The 25,800-nt window shown below is 36.7% G+C and carries 17 protein-coding genes and 4 pseudogenes; 15 read left to right on the top strand and 6 right to left on the bottom strand.

All coding sequences use genetic code 11. The features are described from left to right. The first annotated feature begins 9 nt into the window (after window positions 1–9). Window positions 10–702 (top strand): Crp/Fnr family transcriptional regulator, encoded by a 693-nt coding sequence (locus tag ACYVRS_RS03410; RefSeq protein WP_054117209.1) that lies wholly within the window; start codon window positions 10–12, stop codon window positions 700–702. Window positions 703–812: 110 nt separating this feature from the next. Here ACYVRS_RS03410 and ACYVRS_RS03405 read toward each other — a convergent pair. Then, a pseudogene (locus ACYVRS_RS03405) lies at window positions 813–1,247 on the bottom strand (replication protein); the annotation flags it as partial. Window positions 1,248–1,779: 532 nt separating this feature from the next. Here ACYVRS_RS03405 and ACYVRS_RS03400 point away from each other — a divergent pair. From ACYVRS_RS03400 to ACYVRS_RS03380, 5 genes and pseudogenes are all read left to right on the top strand, one after another. Continuing rightward, on the top strand, window positions 1,780–2,094 hold the full coding sequence (locus tag ACYVRS_RS03400) for an ArsR/SmtB family transcription factor (RefSeq protein WP_266166957.1): 315 nt from the start codon (window positions 1,780–1,782) through the stop codon (window positions 2,092–2,094). Window positions 2,095–2,107: 13 nt separating this feature from the next. Continuing rightward, window positions 2,108–3,187 carry an ACR3 family arsenite efflux transporter gene (arsB, locus tag ACYVRS_RS03395; protein WP_461202507.1) on the top strand — a complete coding sequence of 360 codons (1,080 nt, stop codon included), beginning with the start codon at window positions 2,108–2,110 and terminating at the stop codon, window positions 3,185–3,187. Between the two features lie 17 nt (window positions 3,188–3,204). After that, window positions 3,205–4,866 (top strand): FAD-dependent oxidoreductase, encoded by a 1,662-nt coding sequence (locus ACYVRS_RS03390; RefSeq protein ID WP_461202505.1) that lies wholly within the window; start codon window positions 3,205–3,207, stop codon window positions 4,864–4,866. A gap of 235 nt (window positions 4,867–5,101) precedes the next feature. Continuing rightward, window positions 5,102–6,183, top strand: a pseudogene (locus tag ACYVRS_RS03385) (IS30 family transposase). Between the two features lie 290 nt (window positions 6,184–6,473). After that, window positions 6,474–6,788: pseudogene (locus ACYVRS_RS03380) on the top strand (transposase); the annotation flags it as partial. Between the two features lie 180 nt (window positions 6,789–6,968). Here ACYVRS_RS03380 and clpL read toward each other — a convergent pair. The 4 genes and pseudogenes from clpL to ACYVRS_RS03360 all read right to left on the bottom strand — a co-directional run bounded on the left by clpL (window position 6,969) and on the right by ACYVRS_RS03360 (window position 12,519). Then, window positions 6,969–9,083, bottom strand: coding sequence for an ATP-dependent protease ClpL (clpL, locus tag ACYVRS_RS03375; protein WP_461202503.1), 2,115 nt, complete (start codon window positions 9,081–9,083; stop codon window positions 6,969–6,971). Between the two features lie 650 nt (window positions 9,084–9,733). Next, window positions 9,734–10,537: pseudogene (locus ACYVRS_RS03370) on the bottom strand (AAA family ATPase). Continuing rightward, window positions 10,530–11,957 carry a transposase gene (locus ACYVRS_RS03365; protein ID WP_461202501.1) on the bottom strand — a complete coding sequence of 476 codons (1,428 nt, stop codon included), beginning with the start codon at window positions 11,955–11,957 and terminating at the stop codon, window positions 10,530–10,532. The pseudogene ACYVRS_RS03370 and the gene ACYVRS_RS03365 overlap by 8 nt, the downstream one beginning before the upstream one ends. After that, complete coding sequence (locus ACYVRS_RS03360; RefSeq protein ID WP_016612514.1) at window positions 11,935–12,519, bottom strand: recombinase family protein; 585 nt, start codon at window positions 12,517–12,519, stop codon at window positions 11,935–11,937. Before ACYVRS_RS03360 ends, ACYVRS_RS03365 begins: the two co-directional genes overlap by 23 nt. A 240-nt stretch (window positions 12,520–12,759) precedes the next feature. Here ACYVRS_RS03360 and ACYVRS_RS03355 point away from each other — a divergent pair, with 240 nt between their 5' ends. From ACYVRS_RS03355 to ACYVRS_RS03340, 4 genes are all read left to right on the top strand, one after another. After that, complete coding sequence (locus tag ACYVRS_RS03355; protein ID WP_003726380.1) at window positions 12,760–13,119, top strand: ArsR/SmtB family transcription factor; 360 nt, start codon at window positions 12,760–12,762, stop codon at window positions 13,117–13,119. Beyond that, window positions 13,116–15,233, top strand: coding sequence for a heavy metal translocating P-type ATPase (locus ACYVRS_RS03350; RefSeq protein WP_001291323.1), 2,118 nt, complete (start codon window positions 13,116–13,118; stop codon window positions 15,231–15,233). Before ACYVRS_RS03355 ends, ACYVRS_RS03350 begins: the two co-directional genes overlap by 4 nt. A 130-nt stretch (window positions 15,234–15,363) precedes the next feature. Continuing rightward, complete coding sequence (locus ACYVRS_RS03345; protein WP_461202497.1) at window positions 15,364–15,933, top strand: recombinase family protein; 570 nt, start codon at window positions 15,364–15,366, stop codon at window positions 15,931–15,933. Between the two features lie 39 nt (window positions 15,934–15,972). Continuing rightward, complete coding sequence (locus tag ACYVRS_RS03340; protein WP_461202495.1) at window positions 15,973–17,052, top strand: hypothetical protein; 1,080 nt, start codon at window positions 15,973–15,975, stop codon at window positions 17,050–17,052. 68 nt (window positions 17,053–17,120) lie between these two features. Here the strand turns inward: ACYVRS_RS03340 and ACYVRS_RS03335 are convergent. Next, a protein-coding gene (locus tag ACYVRS_RS03335; protein ID WP_461202493.1) for an IS6-like element IS1216 family transposase occupies window positions 17,121–17,802 on the bottom strand; the annotation gives its coding sequence in 2 pieces (ribosomal slippage) (window positions 17,121–17,792 and window positions 17,794–17,802; 681 coding nt in all). A gap of 154 nt (window positions 17,803–17,956) precedes the next feature. Here ACYVRS_RS03335 and ACYVRS_RS03330 point away from each other — a divergent pair. From ACYVRS_RS03330 to ACYVRS_RS03310, 5 genes are all read left to right on the top strand, one after another. Next, window positions 17,957–18,757, top strand: a complete 801-nt coding sequence (locus ACYVRS_RS03330; RefSeq protein ID WP_461202492.1) for a MurR/RpiR family transcriptional regulator — start codon at window positions 17,957–17,959, stop codon at window positions 18,755–18,757. Window positions 18,758–18,870: 113 nt separating this feature from the next. After that, entirely contained in the window at window positions 18,871–20,241 is a 1,371-nt protein-coding gene (locus tag ACYVRS_RS03325) for a glycoside hydrolase family 1 protein (RefSeq protein WP_461202490.1), read from the top strand. A gap of 5 nt (window positions 20,242–20,246) precedes the next feature. Further along, window positions 20,247–21,536 (top strand): PTS sugar transporter subunit IIC, encoded by a 1,290-nt coding sequence (locus tag ACYVRS_RS03320; RefSeq protein ID WP_461202488.1) that lies wholly within the window; start codon window positions 20,247–20,249, stop codon window positions 21,534–21,536. A 108-nt stretch (window positions 21,537–21,644) separates the two neighbouring features. Further along, window positions 21,645–23,321 (top strand): glycoside hydrolase family 3 protein, encoded by a 1,677-nt coding sequence (locus ACYVRS_RS03315; RefSeq protein ID WP_461202486.1) that lies wholly within the window; start codon window positions 21,645–21,647, stop codon window positions 23,319–23,321. A gap of 24 nt (window positions 23,322–23,345) precedes the next feature. Then, window positions 23,346–25,784: a glycoside hydrolase family 2 TIM barrel-domain containing protein gene (locus ACYVRS_RS03310; protein ID WP_461202484.1), complete on the top strand. Its 2,439-nt coding sequence runs from the start codon at window positions 23,346–23,348 to the stop codon at window positions 25,782–25,784. Window positions 25,785–25,800 lie beyond the last annotated feature (16 nt).

The raw sequence follows: 25,800 nt of genomic DNA, 5'->3' as shown, positions 1-25,800 counted from the left end.
GAAAGCTGTATGGCACACCATCACCACCATAGTCATATAGATTGTATACGTTTAGTTCCGATTTTTAATCACCTAAATGAAGAACAAATGAGTTTAATTGCGCAATCAGCGCAAGAAGTACATTATGCAAAGAATGCGTTGTTATTTGGAAATGGTGATAAAGATGACACACTTTATATTATAAATAATGGGCGTGTACGTGTTTATAACTTAAATGAATCTGGTCGTGAACAAACTGTACGCATATTAAATCCTGGTGATTTTATGGGAGAAGTGGCTATTTTTCAAACTGAAAGTTACCATTCTAATTATGCTGAAGCAATATCAGAAGTAAGCATATGTAGAATTCATAAAAAGGATATGGATGACTATTTAGGCGCTTACCCAGAAATTATGAGAAGAATACTATCAGATGTTACGAAACGGTTACAGGTATCAGAAAAGCAAACGATGCAGGTTGGTTTGGAGCAAGTAGAGTCTCGTATTATTGATTTTCTATCAGAATACGTTGAAGATGAAGAAAACCATACTTATGTGACTTTACCAATGTCGAAAAAAGATCTAGCCTCCTACTTGGGTACAACCCCAGAAACAATAAGTCGCAAGTTCTCATCATTGGAAGAGAGAGGTTTAATTAAACAGCATACTCAAAAACATATTGAGATATTTGATTTAGATAAATTATTATTTGCATCAAGTTAAGTTAAATGGTTCTATGATAAATAGTATTGGTTACCAACACTATTTATCATAGAACCCAATTTTTTAGTACAATGATCCATGGTGATATCCTTTCTTGGTGTAGTTTTGTTTTAGAAGCCTAGAAAGTCAGCATAATTATCAATCTCATTTTCGTAAATATAAGTGGCAATATCTTTCATCACACTTATTTTACTTGTTTTCGTTAATTCAAAATAACTTTCAACATCAGCACCACCATGACCAACTATTTCATCACGTGAATATTGATATTTTTCAGGATTATCCAAATGAATAAAATATCTAATCATTCCACGTCCTGAACCAACTTTTTGTGGTGCAGGCACATTCAAAGGTTCAATAATTTTCTCAACTGCTTTTAACGTAATCGGCCCATCAGCCGATAACATTACATGCCAATGCGGTTTTTTGATCGTTCCATCAGGATTGAAATCTTTATCATGCAAGGGACTTTCAATCCAACGCATATGCGTTTCGTCTAAAATCTCTCGCCAATTTTTTGGCGCACTCTCTGGATACACAATAAATGCCCAAACTCTTTCACTTCACTGACAACACCTTCTACTAGCGTTTTTATCTGTTCAGCCGTTACACTCTTAGATTTCTCAAAGAAAGCCGTAAAATGATATGCTTCCTATAAAGTAGACAAAGAAAAAACAAAAATTCCAAATCTACTTTATAGGGAGCACTTCATGACGAATTTCTGGACACTCTTTTTAGATACTGTAATTTATAGGTATCACTCTATTTTTGTGTTCATAAACTCGTAACTAAATCATTGTTCAATTAAAATTTAGGTTTATGAGTATTAGGACAAATCTTGGATGTGGTCAAAAATTTAAGGGTTTATGAGCTCTCTTTGATTGCTATAACTATAAAAGAGTTCAAGATAGAATATTCTTTAACAGTTTTTCTATGCTAAATTAACCTATAATGAGAGTGCTAACTATACTATTAATTCCTATTTACTTAGAAATTATGAGTAAACAACTTGACCTTATATAGATGGTTGTCTATATTACATATATAGACAACCATCTATATAAGGAGGGTCGAAAAATGAATTATGAATCTCTTTCATTAGTATTAAAATCTCTAGCGGATCCAAATCGTATGAAAATAGTAGATGTGCTTTCTTGCGGTAGTTTGTGTGCATGTGATTTACTTGAATATTTTGATTTTACGCAGCCTACACTTTCTCATCATATGAAAGTACTTGAAAAAGCGGGTGTCGTTTGTGTAAGTAAAAAAGGGCAATGGCACCATTATTCATTGAGGGAAGAATTTGTTGTAGAATTTATGGAATCTATTCAACAATTACTTGTAAATAATGAAGACAACTGTGTATGCAAAGTAAAAGAAGAATCTAAGTAGGAGGAAAGTAAAAATGAAATCAAAAGGTAAAGCTGAAGGGTTAGGCTTTTTTGAAAAGTATTTAACTCTATGGGTAATTTTGTGTATGATAATCGGAATATTGATTGGACAGTTTGCTCCAGCTATCCCTGATACATTAAGTCAATTTGAGTATTTTCAGGTCTCAATTCCAACGGCTATTTTGATATGGTTGATGATTTATCCTATGATGTTAAAAATTGATTTTACCAGTATTGTTCGTGCTGCTAAAAAACCTAAGGGATTAGTTATCACGTGCGTTACTAATTGGCTTATTAAACCGTTTACGATGTATGGCATTTCAGCACTCTTTTTTTATGTGATTTTCCAACAATTGATTCCAATAGAACTAGCAAAAGAATACGTCGCTGGTGCAGTTATTCTAGGAGCTGCACCATGTACAGCGATGGTTTTTGTGTGGAGCTACCTAACAAAAGGTGACTCTGCCTATACTTTGGTTCAAGTCGCAATCAACGATTTAATTATCCTAGTATTATTTGCACCTATTGTTGCTTTTTTGCTAGGCGTTGATAATGTAAGTGTCCCTTTAGCCACTTTATTACTGTCAACTGTTCTATTTGTAGTTGTTCCACTGTTTTTAGGCTTCATTACTCGAGTGTTGATCATAAAAAAAAGAGGTTTAACCTATTTTGAAAATGTCTTCTTGAAGAAATTTGATTCAGTGACGATTATTGGTTTATTACTAACTCTGATCATTATTTTCTCCTTCCAAGGTGAAAGAATTATTTCCAATCCATTGCATATTTTATTGATTGCAATTCCTTTAACGATTCAAACGATTTTAATATTTACAATTGCTTATAGTTGGTCAAGATTTTGGAAGTTGCCACATAATATTGCTTCTCCTGCTGGAATGATAGGAGCAAGTAACTTTTTTGAGTTGGCAGTAGCGGTATCAATATCACTTTTTGGATTACAGTCGGGAGCAACTTTAGCAACAGTCGTAGGCGTACTTGTGGAAGTGCCAGTTATGTTACTTTTAGTTAAGGTTTCTAATAAAACAAAAGACGGGTTCATAAATCCGGAATCTTTGAGTGAAATCAAGAACGTATAAAGGATAGGTGTGGAGAAATGAAAATCATCATTATTGGATCTGTCGCTGCTGGAACAAGTGTCGCTGCAAAAGCAAGAAGGAATACTGAAGATGCAGAGATTGTTTTGTATGATAAAGATATGGATGTGTCTTACGCAGTTTGTGGGATTCCATATGCAGTGGGGGGAGAAGTGGAAAACTTTGATGAACTGACGCCTCGTAATGCTGAATGGTTTAAAAAAAGGTACGACGTAGATATTCATACCTCTCATGAAATAACTCAGGTTGACTATGATAAAAAATTGGTGCACGGAATCAATCTAATTACAAAAAAATCATTTACCAATAATTTTGATGTTTTAGTGTTGGCCACAGGATCGGTTTATAATACCCCAGAAATATTTGTTAATAGACATTTTGAGAATGTTTTTCAGGTGAAAAACATTTCGAGTGGGAAAAGTATCAAGAAGTTTGTAGATGAAAACGAGCCAAAAAAAGCAGTTGTCATTGGTGCTGGATATATTGGTTTAGAAATGGCCGAGCAGTTGCAGAGACTAGGTCTTGAGGTCTCGTTACTTCAACGAAGTAAATATCCCATGTCCCATTTAGACTGGGACATGTCTTCAAGAATCATTAATGAAATGAAAAGGAAAAACATTGCCTTTTTCCCTGAAGAAACCGTCAGAAAAGTTAACGGTGATGGTCGTCTGAAGTCTATTGAAACGGCTAAAGGAACTATCTTTTCGGCAGATATTTTTGTATTAGCTACCGGAGTAAAGCCGAACACCGCATTAGCAAAATCCATGGGAATTAAATTAGGAATTACCGGAGCTATAGAAGTAAACGATAAGTTAGAAACCAATTTTTCAAATGTTTATGCTGTAGGTGATGTTGCAGAAAGTTTTGATTGTATAACTAGGCTACCTGTTTATCGACCTTTAGCTTCAACAGCCAATAAAATGGGAAGGATCGCAGGAGATGTTATTACAGGTGGCAATCTACGACACAAGGGAATCTTAGGAACTGGTATTTTACGATTCTTTGATTTAACAATTGCTCAAACTGGTCTCACAGAAAAAGATGCTTTAGCAAATGATATAGCCATTACTACTTTATATAATATTAAACCTAATAAGCCGGACTATATGAATGGTAAAGAGATGGTGATCAAAGCGATCGCAAATAAAGAAAATGGGAAGATACTTGGGGCACAAATCATTGGATATGATGGGGTAGATAAGCGTATCGATGTGCTTGCTACTGCTATTTCATTTGGCGCAACTGCTGAAGATTTATTTCACTTGGATTTAGCATATGCCCCACCTTTTTCTACAACAAAAGATCCCATCCATTATACTGGGATGGCTTTGAACAACGATATAAATAATGACACTCCGTTGATGACCCCTATAGAGCTATTGAGAAGAATTGATAGCGGTGAAAAATTACAAATTATTGATACTAGATCAAAAAAACAGTTTGAAACTTCGAAAGTTGAGGGAGCAATTCACATACCTTTAGCTGAGTTAAGAGATCGATATGAGGAATTGGATAAAGAATGTGTGACAGTAACTTATTGTAATAAAGGCGTTACTGGAAATGCAGCACAAAATATTTTACTGAACAATGGCTTCAGACAAGTCTATAATTTATCTGGAGGAAACAAAAATTATCAGGAAATACTTAAAAACACAAGATGAAATGAGGAAGAAAAGCAATAACTAATGAGAGAAGAAAAGTGAACCGCCGTACGTATTGTGGTTGCTAAACTTTTAAATTTTCCTATTCGATTAGGTGTATTTTTGAATATCCTTATTCTAATTTTTGTGGCGAATTTTAAAATGAACTTAGCCACTTCATAAAATAAAAAAACATCATTGCCCAATTTCATGTATTATTGAAGTTCCTACACAATCAATAAAGGATGAAATGACAATGACGCAAACTGAGAATACCACATTTTTACGCAAAGGCAAACACCTTGATTATGAAGAACGAAATAAAATTGAAGCTTGGAAACAAATCGATCGCCCTTTGTCGAATCGTGCAATCGCAAAATTACTCGGACGTGCCCCTCAAACCATTCATAGCGAAGTAAAAGACGGTACGGTTCGCCAAATCAGGCGCCAAGTCCAAAATGGTAAAACCTACGAATATGAATCGTTTGTTTATTCCGCAGATGCTGGTCAAGCCGCTTACGAAAACGCACGAACAAATTCTCGCAAACAACCGAAATGGGTTTCTTCGCCAAAGTTCATGGCGTATGCCGATCATCAAATGAAGACAGAAAAACAAGCGCCTGATGTCGTTGTTGGTCGTGCAAAGAAACTCGGCTTGTTTCCAAATGAGACAATCCCTTGTACCACAACCCTTTACACCTATATTGATCTCGGATGGCTGGAAACAAAAATATTGATCTGCATCTCAAGGTTCGACGAAACACCAAGCGATCACAGAGTAGGAAGAATAAAAAAATTCTCGGCGATTTGATCGAAAATCGACCAGATATTGTCGATACTCGTGAACGTTTTGGTGATTGGGAAATTGATACGGTGAACGGACTGCGCGTTGGCAAAGACCAAGCATTGCTTACATTGACCGAACGTAAAACACGTTACGAAATAATCATCAAAATCGATGGAAAAGCAGCTAATCCAGTTGATCGTGCACTGACTGCTTTAAAAGAAGCTGCGGGCAACGATTTCGAAGTGCTTTTCAAAACGATTACTTCAGATAATGGTGCTGAATTCGCTGGTCTAACCACACTTCTTAAAGATGTTACGGAAGTTTATTTCACCCATCCCTATTCTTCATGGGAACGAGGGACCAACGAAAATCATAATGGGATGATTCGCCGTTTTATACCGAAAGGAACACGTATGGAAGATGTAGCGTTGAGTACCATTCGTCGTGTACAGGATTGGATGAACAATTTGCCGAGAAGAATATTGGGTTACGCCACTCCGCGTGAGTGTTTATTGAACGAGCTATCGGAGCTATCCTTAGCCGCTAGATAACCAACAAAAACTAAATAACCAATGAATTTCAATAAGTGGCTAACTTGCACTTGAAATTTGGGAATCATATATAATTTTTACAATTAAAGAAATAATTAAGACTATATAAAAAATATTTCGGTACAAACTTTGATCATATTTTAGAAATACTAAAGCTAAAATAAAAACAACGACTAAAATTATATGGTAAATTTTAAATTTAGAACTTTTCATGATAGCTCACCCTCTTTTTTATTGCCATTCAAATCCCCATGGTATTGAAGTCCCACTAAATATCATGCCAGGTACGAAAATTGAATGACTTCGCCAACAACTGGCATCAGACCTATCCCAAGTTAATCAAAAATCTGCTTAAAATGCCGAATCTGCTCACTTTAATGGATTTCCCACCAGCTATTCGCGGTTCATTGTATTCAACCAACTTCATTGAGAACTTTAACAAACATCTCAAACGCAACACCAACCACAAAGAACAATTTCCAACGGAAGATTCACTGGATCGATTCCTGGTTTCTCAGTTTAATGTCTACAACGAGAAGTCCATGAAGCGAATCCATCGCGGATTCAAAGGACTTCAGGACACCCTGGAATCATCCTTTATTTAAATTAACTACATATTATATGTACGGAAGCATTTCATTTACACAAGATTCTTGACGCTACACATATTACTCAATAGATTAATATCAAATGGTGAAAATCAACGAAAAAAGGAGATCTATCAAGCAATCTCCTTCCCAATAAATCTCCTCTTATATAAAGTTATTTATGAACACTGATTTAAGCTAAGCTGCCGATATCACAATCTCAGCATCCACTAAATCAGCCTTCAAGTTTTTGACATCTAAATGGTCAAGGTAGAAATCCGTTACCTTATCACGAATTTGTTGTTCAATTACTCGCCGTAATGGCCGCGCACCCATTGCTTCATCATAGCCTTGTTCCATCAGCCAATCTTTGGCCGCTTTAGTTACCTCAAGTTTGATGGATTTTTTGGCTAAAGTTTTTTGTACATCCGCCAACATCAACTCGACAATTTGACTTAAGTCTTGCTTAGTCAGATGTGAAAATTCCACGATTCCATTAAAACGGTTCAGAAATTCTGGGCGGAAAAATGGTGCTAACTTATCCATTAATGACTGATCTCGTTGCTTGTCACCACTTAATGCTTCATTACCAAAGCCAGCATTAGAAGTAGCAATAATAATCGTATTTTTGAAATTAATGACATTGCCTTGTCCATCCGTTAAGCGCCCATCATCCATCAATTGTAACAGTAACGTTAATACTTGTGGATCAGCCTTTTCAATTTCATCTAATAATACAATGGAATATGGATTACGCCGAACCCGTTCAGTTAGAGTATTAGCATTATCTTCATAGCCTACGTATCCAGCCGAGGTACCAATTAATTTCGACACAGCTGTACGATCAGCATATTCACTCATATCTAGCCGAATAATCGCATTTTCATTTCCAAACATATCTAAGGCTAATTGCTTAGCTAATTCAGTCTTTCCTACGCCAGTTGGGCCCACAAACAGAAAACTTCCAATCGGCTGATCACCCTCTGAAAAGCCCGCACGGTTACGCCGAATTGCTTTTGCTACCATTTCAACCGCTTCATCTTGACCGATTACCTTACTTTTCAGACGCTTATCAAGATTTTTCAAGCGCTCAATATCATTAGCGCCCATATCAGAAACTGGTATACCAGTTAAACGTTCAACCGATTGTGCCACATCATCAATCGTGGCAGTGATTTTTTCTTTTTGATCCGTTTCATTAATTTTTTGCTTGGTTTCCTCGATCGACTTCTTGATATCAGCGGCTTTTGTAAAGTCCTCCGCTTTAATGGCGGCCTCCTTAGCTGCCTCTAATTTTTTAAGGCGTTGATCCAATGTCTCAACATCAGTTTGCGAATTTTTAGCCGCTAAATGAGCCGCAGTCATGTCGATCAAATCGATAGCTTTATCTGGCAAAGTGCGTTGTGGTATATATTGGATTGAATAATCCACAGCCGCCTTCAAAACATCATCTGGTAATACAACATGATGATGTTTTTCGTACAGCTCTTTAACACCTTGTAATATACGTAAAGTGTCAGCGGCCGTCGGTTCATTAATCACAACATCATTGAATCGCCGTGCCAAAGCCGCATTTTTCAAAATAGTATTGCGATATTCATCTTGAGTCGTAGCCCCGATTACACTCAGCTCGCCACGTGACAAAGCAGGTTTAATGATATCAGCCAATCCTTTGCCACCATCTTCACCACCAGTGGCACCCGTGCCGAGAATCTGATGAATTTCATCGAAGAATAGAATAATATTACCAGCTGCTTTAACTTCCTCTACCAGCTGTTTAATATTTTCTTCAAAAGAACCGCGATATTGAGTTCCCGCTTCCAAAGACGATAAATCAATCGAATAGATTTCTTTATCTTGAATCGTTTCTGGAACTTTACCAGCCACAATTGCTTGTGCCAGACCTTCGACGACTGCAGTTTTACCTACACCGGCATCACCTACTAAGATTGCATTATTTTTCGTTCTACGACTCAAAATTTCTGCAGTTTCTTGAATCTCTTTCTCACGTCCAATCACTGGATCTAGTAATCCATCACGAGCCTGTTCCGTCAAATTAGTCCCTAACTTTTCTAAAATCCCTCCTTTTTTAACAGCCTGTTTACCATCTTTAGATACTTCTATTGTTTTATTATTTTGGGGTAGCTTACCAGTTGCTCGGTATTGAGCAAACTCATCTGATGTCAACGATTGTCCATTAACTAAATACCGTGCACGCTCCGAATTTTGATTATCCATGCGCCGAAATAATTGATTGAAAACATCATCCATATCATTGTTAAAAAAAGGATCATTTCCGTAGAAATCTGCCATATTACCACACCTCCATAAAAATTTATATGTTTAACTTAGTGACCATAATATCCTTTAAAACTACAACTGAATTGTATCACAATTTTTATGTATCGCTAAGTAAAGTGCTTACAGAATCAATTAGAAATAATTAGGATAATTTTGTTTAAACAAAAGAGAAATCAATTTCATAAAATGAATTGATTTCCCTACAAGGTTCCCTATTTAATAGCCCTTGATAAAGAACTTGAATTAACAAGTTACTTTCCAGACCAATTTTAATTTAAGAGACTAATACTCATACGCGTGGTGCTAGTTAAATTTAGACAGTAAAAAAGACTGACGGTTTACACTTAGAGCAATCTATAGTAAAGAAGTGTTAAGCGTATCAGACTAAGACTTTGCTTTTTCGTGGGCTTCGATTGCCAGAACGTCCTTTGAAACTTCGTTCAATTCATTACCTCATTTCTTTTATTGTTTTCATTTGTCTAACTTAATTTGACAAATGAAAAAGGTATTTAGCTTTTATCATTCTAAATCAAATTGTATATTTAAAGCGTACCCAAAATAGACACTAACAAAACATTGATTTTACTGGGTGTAACTTTTCTATTTAAATGGCAAAAATTTCCAGCAATAAATGACAAAAGCTACCAACTTTTGGTAGCTTTTTATATGCCTATCACTAAACTATCTCTTGCTGCTTCGACAACTTCTACAGTAATCTTATCCATTTGATTGATTCTTAAAATACGATCAATCTGTGCAAATAAACGATGAATAAGCCTAAAATTTCCTTTTGTAATTTTAATGATAGTTGTGATAGCCTCTTAATCAGAAAAATCTTCTAACTTAATATCAATTCCTAAGTCTGACCATTTGTATTCCAAAATATGATGTGTTTCATCCTTACTAAGGTTATCAAATTCATGCGCAAATCCTATGCGAGAGTAAAGTTGCGGATAACGAGACAACCTTTTTTCAATACCAGGCATACCGATAAGAACCATTGCCAGATCATTTCTATCATAAATATCTCTTAACTGTTCTAAATGCTGAAGCTTTAAACGATCAATTTCATCGACAATAATTAAATCAATTGCCTCATAGGTTTTAGGCACAGAAGGATCTTCTTGATTGTATTTTAGTACCATATGCATTGCTTTAGTCAGACCTATTCTACTAGTTATTGTGTTAATATCAGAACTGACACGAGACATCTTTTCAGCTGGTGCAGTATAAAAAACTTTATTTACACCTAATATTTCATCTGTTGCATTTTTTCCAATATCATCAGCACGATGATAGGCAATTTGCTTTTCTATATTATCCCAGTTACAGTAATACCTTGAAGATAATGTTTTACCTACGCCAGGAGCACCATAGCAAATTCCAATATACTTATATTTAATACATGCGTCACAAAATTCAGCAAATCGTTTATATTCTTTTGTTTCAATAAAGGTTTTATTCATTATAGTACCTCTTTAAAGCTGATTTCTTAGGTGGGGTAGTTATTTCTTCATACTTTTTCTCTTCAATTAATAATTTTACAGAACTTGGTACTTGTATTTTTTGTTTTAATAATTTTTTTCGTTTATTTCTAGCAAAAATTAAATCATCCATATTAATTTCATAATTTGAAATATCTGGAGAAATGGCATTACAAAGAAACTGATTCTTATAAAATACTCTAATTTCTGCCAAATCATTTGGCGTATAACGGATTAAAACAGGTTCTCCAACAAACGCAGATAAATTAGGATTAGTATATCGTAATCCTTGGAAATGAATTCCATCAGAGTGGACTTTTCGAGTTTTTGGAATTTCTAATAACAATAAATCTAACTCTTCTAAACTATTAGGCATATTCGGTAAAAATAATTGCTCACTCCATTTTTTTATCGGACTTACTTTAATAGAAGAATGATTTGTTTGATTATATTCATTGATAAGAAAACAGTGTAATTTCTCTTTAAATTCTTGAATAGTTAATAATTTTTCGTTGCAGTTATTTTCAATATAACCTGGTAATCCTTCTAAAAGCATTTGGTTAATTGTCTGGAAAAAACGCTCAATTTTCCCACGCCCTCTTGGAATTCCTATGGCAGAAAAAATGAGATTTATTCTTAAATCAACAGCGACTTGTTCCATAAAATTTGAAGTAAAATCACTTCCGTGATCCGTATAAAAATTTTCAGGAATACCACATATAGGCCACGAAGAATCTTTTTTTGTCCAAATAGCTTGATGTAAGGTTAATGCGGTATTGATTGCTGAAGGGGCAGAAAAACTCAAATAATAACCAGCAACTGCTCGACTATAATCATCTAATATAATGGTCAACCAGGGACGATTAATATTTCCTTTTTCATCAAGCAAATTGATATCTAATAAGGTATGATCTGCTTGCCAAATTTCATTCGGACGTGTTGCTCCCCTTATAGCAACCAAATCATAATTCTCTTTATATGTTTTCTCTCCCTCATGGGCTAACTGAATGAGACTTTTGGGAATACTTTTCCGTAATTTATAAATTTGAGAATAACTTGGTATATCCAGTTTGTTTTCTTTACAATAGGAAGCAATTTTTCGTGATAATGTCTTAGTACTTATTTTTTTGTATCTCAATACCAATTCTTCTATTTTTTGTCGAACTTCTTCTGAAATCCTAATTTGCTCAAAATCTGTTCGAGTCTTTCTAATTAAACCAACTAGACCATCATGTTCATATTTTTGTACCCACCGATAGAGTGTACGAGTAGACACTTTATTTTTAATAGCTATTTCTTTTATCGTTTCTTGTTTATTAAGATAAGGCTCAATAATTTTATATTTTTTCATAGCAGCTATTCTATGCTGTTCTGAAAAACTAGTGAGCGTTTGTCTTTCCATCTTTTTCCTCCATTTTATCTAAATAACGGTAAATCGTTGTTCGAGAAACATTCCAACGTTCGGCAATCGTTTTAATAGGTGTTCCACTATCAACTAGAGTCTTTAATAATTCTAAGTCTTGGGTTTTTAATTTTTCAGGACGACCTCCAAAGCGCCCTCTTGCTCGAGCCGCTGCTCGTCCTGCTGCAGATCGTTCCAATATTAAGTTGCGTTCAAATTCTGCAAATGCAGCAAATAAATGAAACATGAGCTGACCAGTCGAACTAGATTTATCCATCGTAATGTTTTCTTGAAGACTATGAAAACTAACACCTCGCTCATTCAGTCGATTGACGATTGAAATCAAATCTTCCATATTTCTACCTAAACGATCTAAGCGCCAAACAACAAGTGTATCGCCAGAGCGAACAAAATCAATCGCCATTTCTAATCCTGGTCGATTACTTTTTGCTCCACTTATATGATCGGTAAAAATTTTTTCACAACCAAATTTATTTAGGCTGTCTTCTTGTAAATCCAAATTTTGTAAACCAGTAGATACCCGGGCGTATCCTATTTTCAAAAAAAATCACTCCTTCATTAATTTTATTGTAACATAACTTTATGCCAACGGTATAAATGAACATATATTTTGATATGGGTTTGTGAACATATAATAGAATCAAAATTATAGAAATAAGATAAAAAAATAGAGTGTTCAGAAACGCCTCATTTTATGAACATTCAAACATTCACTTGAATATAGATGGATGTTCTGATACAATACATTCAAACAAACATTTGAATGTAAAGGAATGATCGTATGAATAATGAAATTTGTGAAATTACTTGTATTCATGAAGACAAAGTTAATCGTGCTAAATCTAAACTAGCAAACTTTGATACTCCGTCAGTAAGTGGTTTCTTTAAAATATTGTCAGATGAAAATCGACTTAAAATTGTACATGCTTTAGTTCATGAAGATGAGCTATGTGTTTGTGATATTGCTAATATCATTGATGCTTCGGTCGCAACAACTTCACACCATCTGAACTCCTTAAAAAAATTGGGAGTAGTTGATAGTCACAAGGATGGTAAGTTAGTCTACTATTTTATTAAAAATATCAAAATCTTAAATCTTATGGAGCTTGGCGTAAATTTTAAAGAAGAGGTGCTAGCATGAGTGAGAAAATGACCGAAAAAACCTATCGAATAGAAGGATTAAGCTGTACAAATTGTGCAGGTAAATTTGAAAAAAATGTAAAGCAGTTGCCAGGAGTTACGAGTGCAACAGTAAACTTTGGTGCAAGTAAGATTTCAGTAGAAGGCCAAACAACAATTGAAGAACTCGAAGAAGCGGGAGCCTTCGAAAATCTTATCATTCGTGATGATCAAGAAAATGATGAACAAGTTAGATCAAAAGAGTCTTTTATTAAACGGAATATCGCTTTAATCATCTCTCTTGGTTTTATACTTGTTGCTGTGATTTCCCAACTATCATTGGGCGAAGATCATTTATTAACGAAAGCTCTTTATATATTGGCAATAATAATTGGTGGATTTGATTTATTTAAAGAAGGGTTCTCTGATTTGATCAAATTGGACTTCTCCATGGAATCTTTAATGACTATTGCAATTATTGGGGCCGCATTTATTGGAGAATGGGCCGAAGGTTCTATTGTAGTAATACTATTTGCTATTAGCGAAGCTTTGGAACGATTTTCAATGGATAAAGCAAGACAGTCGATTCGTTCTCTTATGGATATAGCTCCCAAAGAAGCTCTTATCAGGAGAAACAATGTAGAGCAATTAGTCAGTGTCGATAAAATCGATATCGACGATATTATGATCATTAAACCCGGACAAAAAATAGCCATGGATGGGCTTGTTATCAACGGTCATTCTTCAGTAAATCAAGCAGCAATAACAGGAGAATCGGTTCCTGTTGAAAAACAGTTAGATGATGAAGTGTTTGCAGGAACACTAAATGAAGAAGGTGTTCTTGAAGTCAAAGTAACAAAAAAAGTAACGGATACAACGATTGCCAAAATCATTCACTTAGTTGAAGAAGCGCAAGGAGAACGAGCTCCTGCACAAGCCTTTGTAGATAAATTTGCAAAATACTATACGCCATTCATAATTATTATGGCCCTTTTGATAGTGGTTGTTCCTCCGCTATTCTTTGGTGGTGACTGGAATAAATGGCTTTACCAAGGGTTATCCATTTTAGTTGTCGGATGTCCTTGTTCATTAGTGATCTCAACACCTGTTTCAATTGTTTCGGCTATTGGTAATGCAGCAAAAAATGGTGTTTTAGTAAAAGGCGGAGTCTATCTGGAAGAAATTGGTCATTTGAGAGCAATTGCTTTCGATAAGACTGGAACCTTAACAAAAGGAAAGCCTGTCGTAACGGATTTCATTGCAACCAGTTCTGAAACTGATATAAATTATCTATCGATTATTTCATCGTTGGAATCTCTTTCTCAACACCCATTAGCTTCTGCTATTTTAAACGAAGCGGATAAAACTAATGTGGATTACAAGTCAATACAAATCGAGGATTTCCAATCTATCACAGGTAAAGGACTTACAGGTATACATCAAAACATACGTTACTATATTGGAAGCCCTAAACTGTTTTCTGCATCAGTAATCGAAGAAACAGCGGTCAAAGTACAATACAGACAATTTCAAGAACAAGGGAAAACCGCCATGTATTTCGGTACTGACGAACAAATTTTAGGAGTAATTGCTGTCGCGGATGAAGTAAGAGATTCAAGTGCTGCCGTTATTTCTGAACTCCACAAGTTGTCAATTGAACACACTATTATGCTTACTGGTGATAATACTAAAACCGCTGAATCTATTGGTAAGCAATTAGGTGTGACTGAAATAAAAGGAGATCTAATGCCTCAAGAAAAATTAGATTCGATTAAAGCGTTGCGGACAACTTATAATAAAGTAGCAATGGTGGGCGACGGCATTAATGATGCACCAGCATTAGCTGCATCGACGGTTGGTATTGCAATGGGCGGTGCAGGAACAGATACGGCTCTCGAAACTGCTGATGTTGCTCTAATGGGCGACGATTTACAAAAATTACCATTCATTGTTAGACTTAGCCGCCAAACTCTAAAAGTAATTAAGCAAAATATCACTTTCTCATTAGGTATAAAACTATTAGCTCTACTACTAGTCATACCAGGTTGGCTAACACTATGGATTGCTATTGTAGCAGATATGGGAGCAACGCTTTTAGTAACATTAAACGGATTACGATTGATGAAAGTTAAATAACACAACAAATAAAAGAAGGCATGTTTATAAGCGTGCCTTCTTTTTATGATACATTTTTAGTTTTTTTGAACGCTAGTTATGAAGCAAACTATGCGCCATTTAAATATTAAAATGACAGACGGACCAGAATTTGGATCGACAAATCGAGGCACTAAAAAAAGCAGGAGCAGAAAAAATCTTTGAAGAGAAAATGTCTGGAAAGAGTATGACAGATCGGGAGGAACTACAGAAGGCTTTGGGCTTCCTACGAGAGAAAGATGTCTTTATTGTGGAGTCCTTGGATCGACTGGGTCGGAACTATGATGATATCGTTCAGATGGTGCAGCGACTTGATAGGAAAGAGATCAGTTTAATCGTTTTGAACTTACCCATTCTGAACCATGATTTAGGAGATCCCAATCTTCAGAAACTGATCCGGAATATGATTGTGCAGCTGTTGTCCTGGACTGCTCAAAATGAACGTGAAGAAATTAAGCGGAAGCAGCGACAAGGAATTGAGATAGCAAGAAAGAAAGGCCACTATAAGGGGCGACCAGTTAAGTATGCCGCCGATGCCAAAAATCCGCGTGACCGCTTGACATATAATGTGATCGTGAACAAATTAAAGAAAGAAGAGCCAATTAAAAAAATTGCAGAAGAAACAGGAGTAACCAGGGATACTGTTTATCGAATAAAAAAGATGATGGATAAGATATCGTGAAGAAAATCATATTTTGAATGTAAGGGGACGAGTTCCATTATGAAAAAAGAAGATTTTATTAGAAAAGGGGCACTTTTATTAATCAAGAATGATGTAGAGACACTTAAACAATTAGGAACTCACATGGAATCACCTACAAGTTTGATGTTGCTTCCATATATTTGTCTATGCTGCAATGAAGCCCTCAATTTTATGGAATATAATCTTCTAGCTGAATATTTAACATCCTCTCCAATCAGTTATACAGAAGTTCGGAATAAACTCAAATTATTCAGTAATCGTTATGGTAAATCTATCAAGCAAATAAAATTAGTTGATTCCAGACAAGATAATGAGTTTAAATCCAAACTAAGATTTAAGTGGATGGAAAACTGGAAGATTCATTATAACTTAGGTATTTATTGTACTCCTCAAGGACATGTTGTAGGAAATACACAGTATGTAGCTTTTTTACTGCAGAATCCCTCATTCAACTTAAATGAAGACAATAATACCCTCTACGAGTTCGGGGTTTTTTTGGGATCAGCCCTACAGAGAATTTCACAGGATTTAAACTTCTTACAATTGGATTCCCAAATTAATATGAATGAAGTCTTAATGGACTGGCAGTATAAGGATTTTCATACAGATAAAAAATTTAATCTCTTTCTTGAAATGGAAGATGGTAAGGAGCTTACATTATTTTTGTTACATCTTTTATCTACAGTTAATTTTGTAGGGTATGAGCTACCGAGATTTGTAGACAACGAAAACCCTTGGCTGCTTCGTATTCAATACATTACTGTGCACTATGTTAATGAGAGCTTGAATCGTATCAAAGATATGGACTTACCTTATAAAGCTCTTATTAGAGAAGAAGTAAAGGATAATTCCTTATTGAATAGTACTTTCCGAAGTTGTATGTTCCATTATGGATTCTATAATAAGGGAGAATGCTCTATTAAGGATGAATATTTACATGAAGAGCTCTTTTTTGGGTTAATCGAAAGTTGCTTTGAAGGAAAGTCGTATGAGGAATACCAAAAGCTTTTAGTTAGAAAAATTTTCAGCTTGTCGAAAACTATGGAAACAATCCTGTCCCTACCTGTTCACCGTTTTAAACCCCTTTCTGGTAAATAACAAATGAATTAATGGGTTCTGTTGCAAAGTTTTAAATAAAGAATAAAATCCCTTACGGTATCTATGATTTAAGCTGGGATTCCCAATAATACCTTGATTTCAGTACAGACCGAAAACCCGAAGAGAGTGCCTTCTTTTCGGGTTTTCTTATATAATCCTCGAATGGCTTCCATGCCTTTAATCGTGGTGGAGGCAGTGCGTAAACTTCGATAGAATTTATTGCGTCTCTTTACTGGACGATGGTCTTGTTCAATCAAATTATTCAGGTATTTAATGGTACGATGTTCTGTCCCATGATAAAAGCCGTATTCTTTTAGTTTCTTAAAGGCACTTGTAATAGAGGGGGCTTTATCTGTGACTACAACCTTCGGTTCATCAAACTGCTTCACTAACCGCTTAAGAAAAGCATAGGCTGCTTGTGTGTCCCGTTTTTTACGTAACCAAATATCCAAGGTTAAACCATCTGCATCGATGGCTCGATACAAATAATGCCATTTTCCTTTAATTTTGATGTACGTTTCATCCATTTTCCATGAATAAAAGGATTTTTTATTTTTCTTTTTCCAAATTTGATAGAGTAGTTTGCCATATTCTTGCACCCAACGATAAATCGTCGTATGAGAAACGTTAATGCCACGATCATATAAGATTTCTTGAACTTCACGATAGCTAAGGTTATAACGAAGATAGTAGCCCACGGCTACAATAATCACATCCTGCTGAAATTGCTTTCCTTGAAAAATGATTCATCGTCATTCCTCCTGCTATCTTTTTCTATTATTCTACTTTATTTGATAGTAGATTTAAAACTTTGCAACAGAACCGGAAATTTCGCCAATTCAACTTTGCTTTCCCTAGCTTTCATTGTATATTTAGGTGAAAGCGTATTTAGGAGGTAGATCGAATGGAAAATAAAGGAACCTCAGTCAGAAGTCTTTTGTTGCGCTATTTAAATAATCAGAAAAAACAAGACAATAATTACTTTATTGCACAGGCGATTCTAAGAAGTTTTTCGAAAATCCCTAAGATGACCATTTATGAACTCGCAGAAGAATGCTTTGTGTCGACTGCAGCGATTTCGCGATTCATTCGAATTTTGGCTTTTTCATCTTATACGGAATTCAAACAAGCGGTTGAAAAAGAGATCGATATCGTCAGCGATTATTCCAAAAAAGTGATCCAGCCCGTGGAACAAAGGGAGGAATTTCTGGACGAATTCACCTCAAATCTTTTGATCAATTTGAGGTACGCCAAAGAACATCTCTCGATTTCAGAACTTGAAACAGTGGTCTCTGCGATCTATGAAACAGAAAACGTTGCTGTGTTTGGCTTAGAATTTGCTGCTTTTATGGGACAGCATTTGCAAAGCAAATTAGCAAGCATGGATAAAATTATTCGGATTGGTTTTACAGTGGAAGAGCAATTAAAAATCGTGGAAGAAAGCTCGCCAGATAGCTTGGTTTTGATTTTTTCGATGGAGGGCGGTTTCTTTTACTTTAGTGAAAAAGTGATTGCAGCCTTGAAGAAAAAGGGAATCAAAATTATCGTCTTTACGTTTAAGCATTCTCCAATCATTGAGCGAAGTGCAGACCAAATTATCCTCTGTGGAGAGATCAACGAAAATACCGAAGGGCGGATTGCTATCTTATATATGATGGAGTTAGTGATTTATATGTATATGAAAAAGTTCTATTTGCCTCAATAGTTTCATATTTTGAAACAAGACCTTTGGATTTGAAACCAGAGGTCTTGTTTTGTTGTCGTTAGAATTAATCCCGGATGGTATCGTTTTCTTATAAGGGAAAGGTGGAAGGAACAATGGTCAAAAAAGATTTTTATTGGGGGGCATCAACCTCAGCATTTCAAGTAGAAGGAGGCTTTGGTGAAGGTGGAAAAGGGATTGCAACAACAGATGTGCGTCACGTACCGGAGGGAATTGCTGATTCAAAAGTAGCATCAGATCAGTATCATCATCTATTAGAAGATGTTGAGTTAATGGATGAACTAGGAATTAATCTCTATCGTTTTTCCTTTAATTGGACTCGAATCATGGGGGATGGATATCAGGTCAATCAAGAAGGAATCGAATTTTACAATCAGTTGATTGATGCTTGTCTTGAAAAAGGAATCACCCCTTTTCCAACGTTATACCATTTTGAAATGCCACAAGCTTTTGTGGAGGATTTTGGTGGTTGGCGTTCCCGAAAATGTATTGATCTCTTTGTCAAATATGCTGAAGTCTGTTTTGAAAACTTTGGAGATAGAGTCAAACTTTGGGGAACGATTAACGAGCAATTGATTGCGACTGCTGCTTCAGATTTGAATGGGAATCACGAGTCTGATCCTAATAAAAAAATGAAACAAATGTATCAAATGAGCTATCACATGTCTCTTGCAGAAAAAAAAGCAATTGCCCGTTTTAGAGAGATTGTTAAGAATGGTAAGATTGGTCCAGTTTGTTCGATGCAAGTGGTGTATCCAGAAACTCCGGCACCAGCTGATATTTTGGCATCAAAAAATGCTGAAGACTTTCTGCAAAATTGTTTTCTTGATATGTCTGTTTTGGGACGCTATCCTAAAAGTTATCAGCATTACTTAACAAAAAAAGGCTGGTTTCCGGAAACTAAACCGGATGATGATGAGATTCTTCGCCAAAATAAGCCTGATTTAATCGGTATCAATTACTACGCAAGTACCTGCATCCGATCATTAAAGCCAAAAGAAGATACGAGTAAGTTGCCACCCTTTTACCGCAACGAATTATTTACATTAGGTACAAATACCTATCTGGAGAAGACGAAATGGATGGAATTTGGTATTGACCCTGAAGGATTATATATAGGTATGCGGTCGATTTATGAAAAATACCATTTACCAATGATGGTAACTGAAAACGGTTTAGCGTATTCTGATAGTATTGAAGACGGGCAAATTCACGATGTCTATCGTATTGATTACTTGGAACAGCATATTAAGCAATGTGAGCGTTTTATGGAAGAAGGATATCCTTTATTGGGTTATAGTCCTTGGTCACTACTTGATTTGGTTAGTTCACACCAAGGGTTTAAAAAGCGATATGGTTTGATTTTTGTTGATCGCACAGATGAAGATCCGAAAGAATGTCGACGAATTCCCAAAGACAGTTACTATTGGTACCAAAATAAAATAAAAAACACTAAAAAGGGGTAAGAAAAATGAATACATTTATCCACTTTATGGAAAAAAGATTTATTCCCGTTGCGAATAAAATTTCTTCGAATCGCTATTTAAAAAGTGTGAGTACAGGTTCGATGTCATTACTAGGCGTTATTATGTTGGGTGCCATCTTTACAGTTATTTCTAGTTTAAGCTGGGAACCGTATCAAAACTTTCTATCAGTGACCAACATTGGGACAGTGATGAATTATATTCCAGCTTACACAATTGATTTATTAGGTTTGTATATGGCATTTAGTATTGCCTACTGTGGAGCAGGAATATTCGGGATCAAAGAACAAGCCTTGGGGACTGGGTTCATCTCATTGGTATGTTTCCTGTTATTAACGCCACTCACTGAAAATCCCGAAGCAAGAGCTTCATTTTTAAGTACCAATTATTTAGGTGCGCGCGGGGTCTTCGTGGCAATTTTCGTTTCACTGATCACGATTCAACTGATGAAATTTTTTGTGGAAAAAAATATTACGATCAAAATGCCCGATGGGGTGCCAGAAATGGTGACAAAGTCATTTACTTCTTTAATTCCAGCAGTTGTGATTGCATCACTTTTTGGAATTGTTAAATTTGGTTTTAGCGTAACTAGTTATAATTCGGCGACAGATTTTGTTTATACATTGCTTCAAGAACCATTGCAGCGATTGACGGGTTCCTTAACTGCCTTTTTGATTCTTATTTTGATCTCGAATCTCTTATGGTTTTTCGGGATTCATGGTTCAATGACCGTATTGCCGATTCTCATGCCGATTTTCTTGGGTTATCTTGCAGACAATAGTGCTGCTGTGGCGGCGGGAGAAGCAGTCCCTCATGCCATTAATTTTGGATTATACGATTTGGCATGTTTAGGGGGGAGCGGTGCAACGATTGGTTTAGTGACTGATATGTTTTTATTTTCCAAGAGTAAGCGCTACAAATCATTCTCAAAAATCGTATTTCCGAGCGGTCTTTTTGGCGTAAATGAACCGGTTGTCTTTGGAATGCCGGTGATGTTGAATGTAATGCTTTTGATTCCGTTCTTATTGACGCCATTAGTGATCACTTCTCTTGGGTACGCGTTGATTTCCATGGGAATAATTACCGCACCGATTGGCATCCTGGGGGCGAGCTCGTTGCCTCCGCTGATCCACGGCATCGTTCAAGGGAGTCTCTCCTTTGGTATCTATCAACTGTTTGCAGTTGCTATTTCTATGGCTATCTACTACCCATTCTTTAAAACCTTGGATAATCAAGCAGTTCAAGAAGAACGCTTGGCACAAGAACAAGCTGCATAAGAAACTTGCGCAGGATTTACATGTAACCATAATAACAACAAACGAGCGCAAGAGTGAATTGATTCTTGCGCTCGTCGTCTGTGAAAACATCGATTGGAGGACAACTCAATGAGAGAGACCAAGAAAAAACAAATTCAGAAGATTGTAGAAAATATGTCAGTTACGGAAAAAATTGGTCAGCTTTTTTTCGTGATTGGACAATCTGGTTCCGTAGAGGAATTGACGGCATTTATTAAGAAATACCAACCGGGGGGAATGATGTATCGCCCCGACAATGCTGAAAAGCTGAAGAATCAGCTAAGAACAGTCCAAGATGCTAGCACGATACCGGTGTTTCTTTCCGCAAATTTAGAGTCAGGTGGAAACGGTATTCTTACAGAAGGGACATGGGTCGGTAACCCTATGCAGATTGCCGCTACAGATTGCACCGAAAATGCCTATTACTTAGGAAAAATTGCTGGGTTAGAAGCGTCTCAAATTGGCATTAATATGGCTTTTGCACCGATTGTCGATATTGATTATAACTTCAAGAACCCAATCACGAATACTCGCACATTTGGAAGTGATCAAAAACGAATTATTCGCATGGCTCAAGCGCAGATAGACGGCTTTTCTGAGAGTAACATCATTCCAGTGATCAAGCATTTTCCTGGGGATGGTGTTGATGAAAGGGATCAACATTTACTGAGTTCGATCAATTCACTCTCCGCTAATGAGTGGATGGAATCGTATGGGAATATTTATCGCCAGTTTATTGAAAAAAACGTCAGCTGTATCATGGTGGGACACATTTATCAGCCAGCATGGGAGCGAAAACTTTTACCAACTATCAGAGAAACCGAATTGATGCCTGCTTCTTGCTCGAAACTTCTAGTTAACGGGTTACTAAGAGACACACTGGGCTTCAATGGTTTGGCTATCACTGATGCAACACCAATGGTCGGTTACACGACGATCATGCCTCATAGTGAGCGACTCGTTGCTTCAATCAATGCAGGAATCGATATGTTGCTTTTTAATAAAAATATTGATGAAGATTATGAAGTGATCACATCTGCTGTAAAAGATGGAAGCATTTGTATGGAACGTTTGGATGAAGCAGTCGCACGAATTTTAGCAGTCAAAATATACCACGGTTTATTGACTGAAGTAAGGGGAGAGACAGTCGATACTATTCCCAAAGGTATCATCGATCGTACTGAATATCAGTGGGTAACGAAGAAAATTGCTGATGAGTCGATTACATTGGTCAAAGACAGAGAAAAACACTTACCACTCACACCACAACGATACCCTCGAATCCGTCTCGTTATTTTGGGTGATTCTGACGACGGTGAGTTTAAAGAGGGAGGACGAGTGGGTCCGCTTTTTAAAGCTGGATTAGAAGCAGCTGGATTTGAAGTCAACCTTTTCGATAATCAACAATTGGATTTCCAGGAGGTTTTCGAGGCAGGGGTTGAGGATCTTAGAAATAAATTTGATTTGGCATTGTATGTTGCTAATGTTGAGACTGCCAGCAATCAGACAACTATTCGTTTGGATTGGAATCATTTGATGGCTGCAAATGCTCCCTGGTATGAAAAGGATCTCCCTACCATTTTTGTTTCTACTGCCAATCCCTATCACTTATTTGACATCCCTTATGTTTCAACTTTTATCAATGCGTATACAGGAAATCCAGAAACAGTGGAGGCTGTAATCCAGAAATTGCTAGGGAAAGAACCGTTTAAAGGTAAGAGCCCGATCGATCCATTTTGTGGGGACTTTTTAGCTAGAGCAAAATAACTTTTATAATAAGGCGGAGAAAAAATGAGACAAAATCGATTACTGAATGATGGCTGGCAATTTCACTTAGGTGAGATAGAAGAGCCAATGAAAACAGTCAGAAAAGCCGCAGCTATCGGTGGCTTGGCAGCTCCGCTTGAAAATGAAGCGGGGGATACTGTTTTGATAGGTGCTGGTGGAGAACATTTTCTACGGCTGATTGCTCAAGGTGATCGTGAAAAAGGCTTGAGAATGTTGGCGAACACTGCTTTGGAAAGTGAACTTGACGAAGATTGGGTATCTGTTGATCTCCCTCATGATTGGAAAAATGAACTTCCGTATGTTAATGATCCCGATTTACTGATGAGTGGATCAAAGCCAGATGGCATTGCCTATTACCGTAAGACTTTTGCGTTAACTCTAGATGAAGTGAACGAAAAGCAAGTGACTCTCCACTTTATGGGCGTCATGCGTATGGCATCTGTCTGGTTTAATGGTGTATTTCTAGGTGATCATTACAGTGGATACTCTGATTTTTCTTTTGATGTCTCTGAACTGATACGCATCGGCTCAGAGGGAGTGAATGTGGTGTTGATCAAAGTGGATACGACGAAAGGCGCGGAAGGCTGGTGGTATGAGGGAGCAGGTATATATAAGGATGTATATTTAGAAATAAAACCAAAGCTTCAGATTGTGGCAGAAGCATCGTTTATCGAAACAACTGAAATAAACCAGCAGGAAGCGCTCCTTAAAATCACCATTGGTCTTGCTAACCATCATTTTGAGAAAAAACAAAAGATAACGATCAAAAGTCAGGTGGCTGATCAACAAAATGTCCATGAGTGTAACGTGGATCCTTTGGCGACAACAGAATGGAGTTATTGTCAAAAAATCTGCGCGCCTCAGCTATGGTCTCTCGAGAATCCGCATCTATACCAAGCTACTTTTCAACTATTTGATGGCGAGAACCAAATCGATGACTATCAGCTTTGTTTTGGTATTAGGACAGTCGCATATACTACGAAAGGTTTTCTGCTTAATGGGGAACGTAAAGAATTAAGAGGGGTCTGTGAGCATCAAGATTTTGGTGGTCTAGGTGTCGCATTACCAAAAGATATTTTACGGTATAAGCTGTTGAAAATGAAAGAAATGGGGGTAAACGCCTATCGCAGTGCACATCACTTTGCTTCCAAAGATCTCCTTGAATTATGTGATGAGTTAGGTATCATCGTTATGAACGAGAACCGCATCTTGGAATCTAGTGAGTGGCGGACAAATGAGCTGGTAAAAATGGTGAAGCAAACACGTAATCATCCTTCTCTTTGTTTTTGGTCCCTTTGTAATGAAGAGGTGATTGGTCATACGCCGCTTGCTTACCGAATGGCACAAAAATTAGCAGCTGTGATCCGAACCCATACTTCGCAAAGTCTCATTGTTTCAGCGGAATTACTTAATCCTGCTGGTCAGGTGGATGCTTCTTATATGCGTATTTTTGATGTGAACGGGGTCAATTATCCTGAGTCTGCTGTAAATGGGACAGGTTTAGTTGCTGTAAAGGAAAAGTATCCGCTATTTTCATATCTTAGTACGGAAAGTGCTTCTTACTTTTCGACAAGAGGGGTCTATCAAGATAACAGCGAAAAATGTCATACTTCAAACTTTGGTTCTCTTTATTCTATGGTCTTACCTGGGAAACGAAAGCCTGAAGAGCCAGGAACCGGTGGTACGGCTAAACCGAAAGAAGTACTGCGTTACTTAGAAGAACATGCCTATATGGGAGGTGTCTTCTTGTGGACATTTATGGATTACTACGGTGAGCCAGCACCGTTTCACTGGCCTGGAATCAGTTCTCAATTTGGAATTACAGATACGGTCGGGTTTGAAAAGGATTCTTTTTATTATTATCAATCAAGGTGGACTGAAACACCAATGGTTCATGTGTTTCCTCACTGGAACAAAGAAGGGTTAACAATTGACCAAGGGGTTACGGAGGTGAGGACTTTTTCTAATTGTCATACTGTTGAGTTGTTTCTGAACGGGAAGAGTTTTGGAAAGAAAAAAAATGATAAAGATGGCCTATCTTGGCATATTCCTTATGAACCAGGTTGTTTAAAAGCCATTGGTGTCAAAGAGGAACAAACAATTGAAGCAACTCGAAAAACAAGTGGTCCGACTGATTCTGTCACAGTTAAAGAACGATTCTGTGGAGCGGACTACTCTCTATTTGAGATCCAAGGAATCGATTCAGAAGGGATCGAGGTGCCAACTGCAGACGAACTTGTAGCGGTTTTGGTAAAAAATGGCACAATCCTCGGACTTGCTAATGGCGATCCCGCAGATCTAGACGGGTATAATTGCCAAGAGAAAAAACTTTTTTCAGGAAAATTAATGGCAATCATAAAAAAAGAACCAGGAAAAGTACCACTTATCCAAGCAGCACTAAAAAAGTTGAGTGAACAAGAAACAATTGAAATCGGATGTTAGTAATAAGAAATATTCG

The sequence above is a fragment of the Enterococcus salsurae genome (genome assembly GCF_054784955.1).
This window is presented reverse-complemented; position numbering and strand designations above follow the sequence as displayed.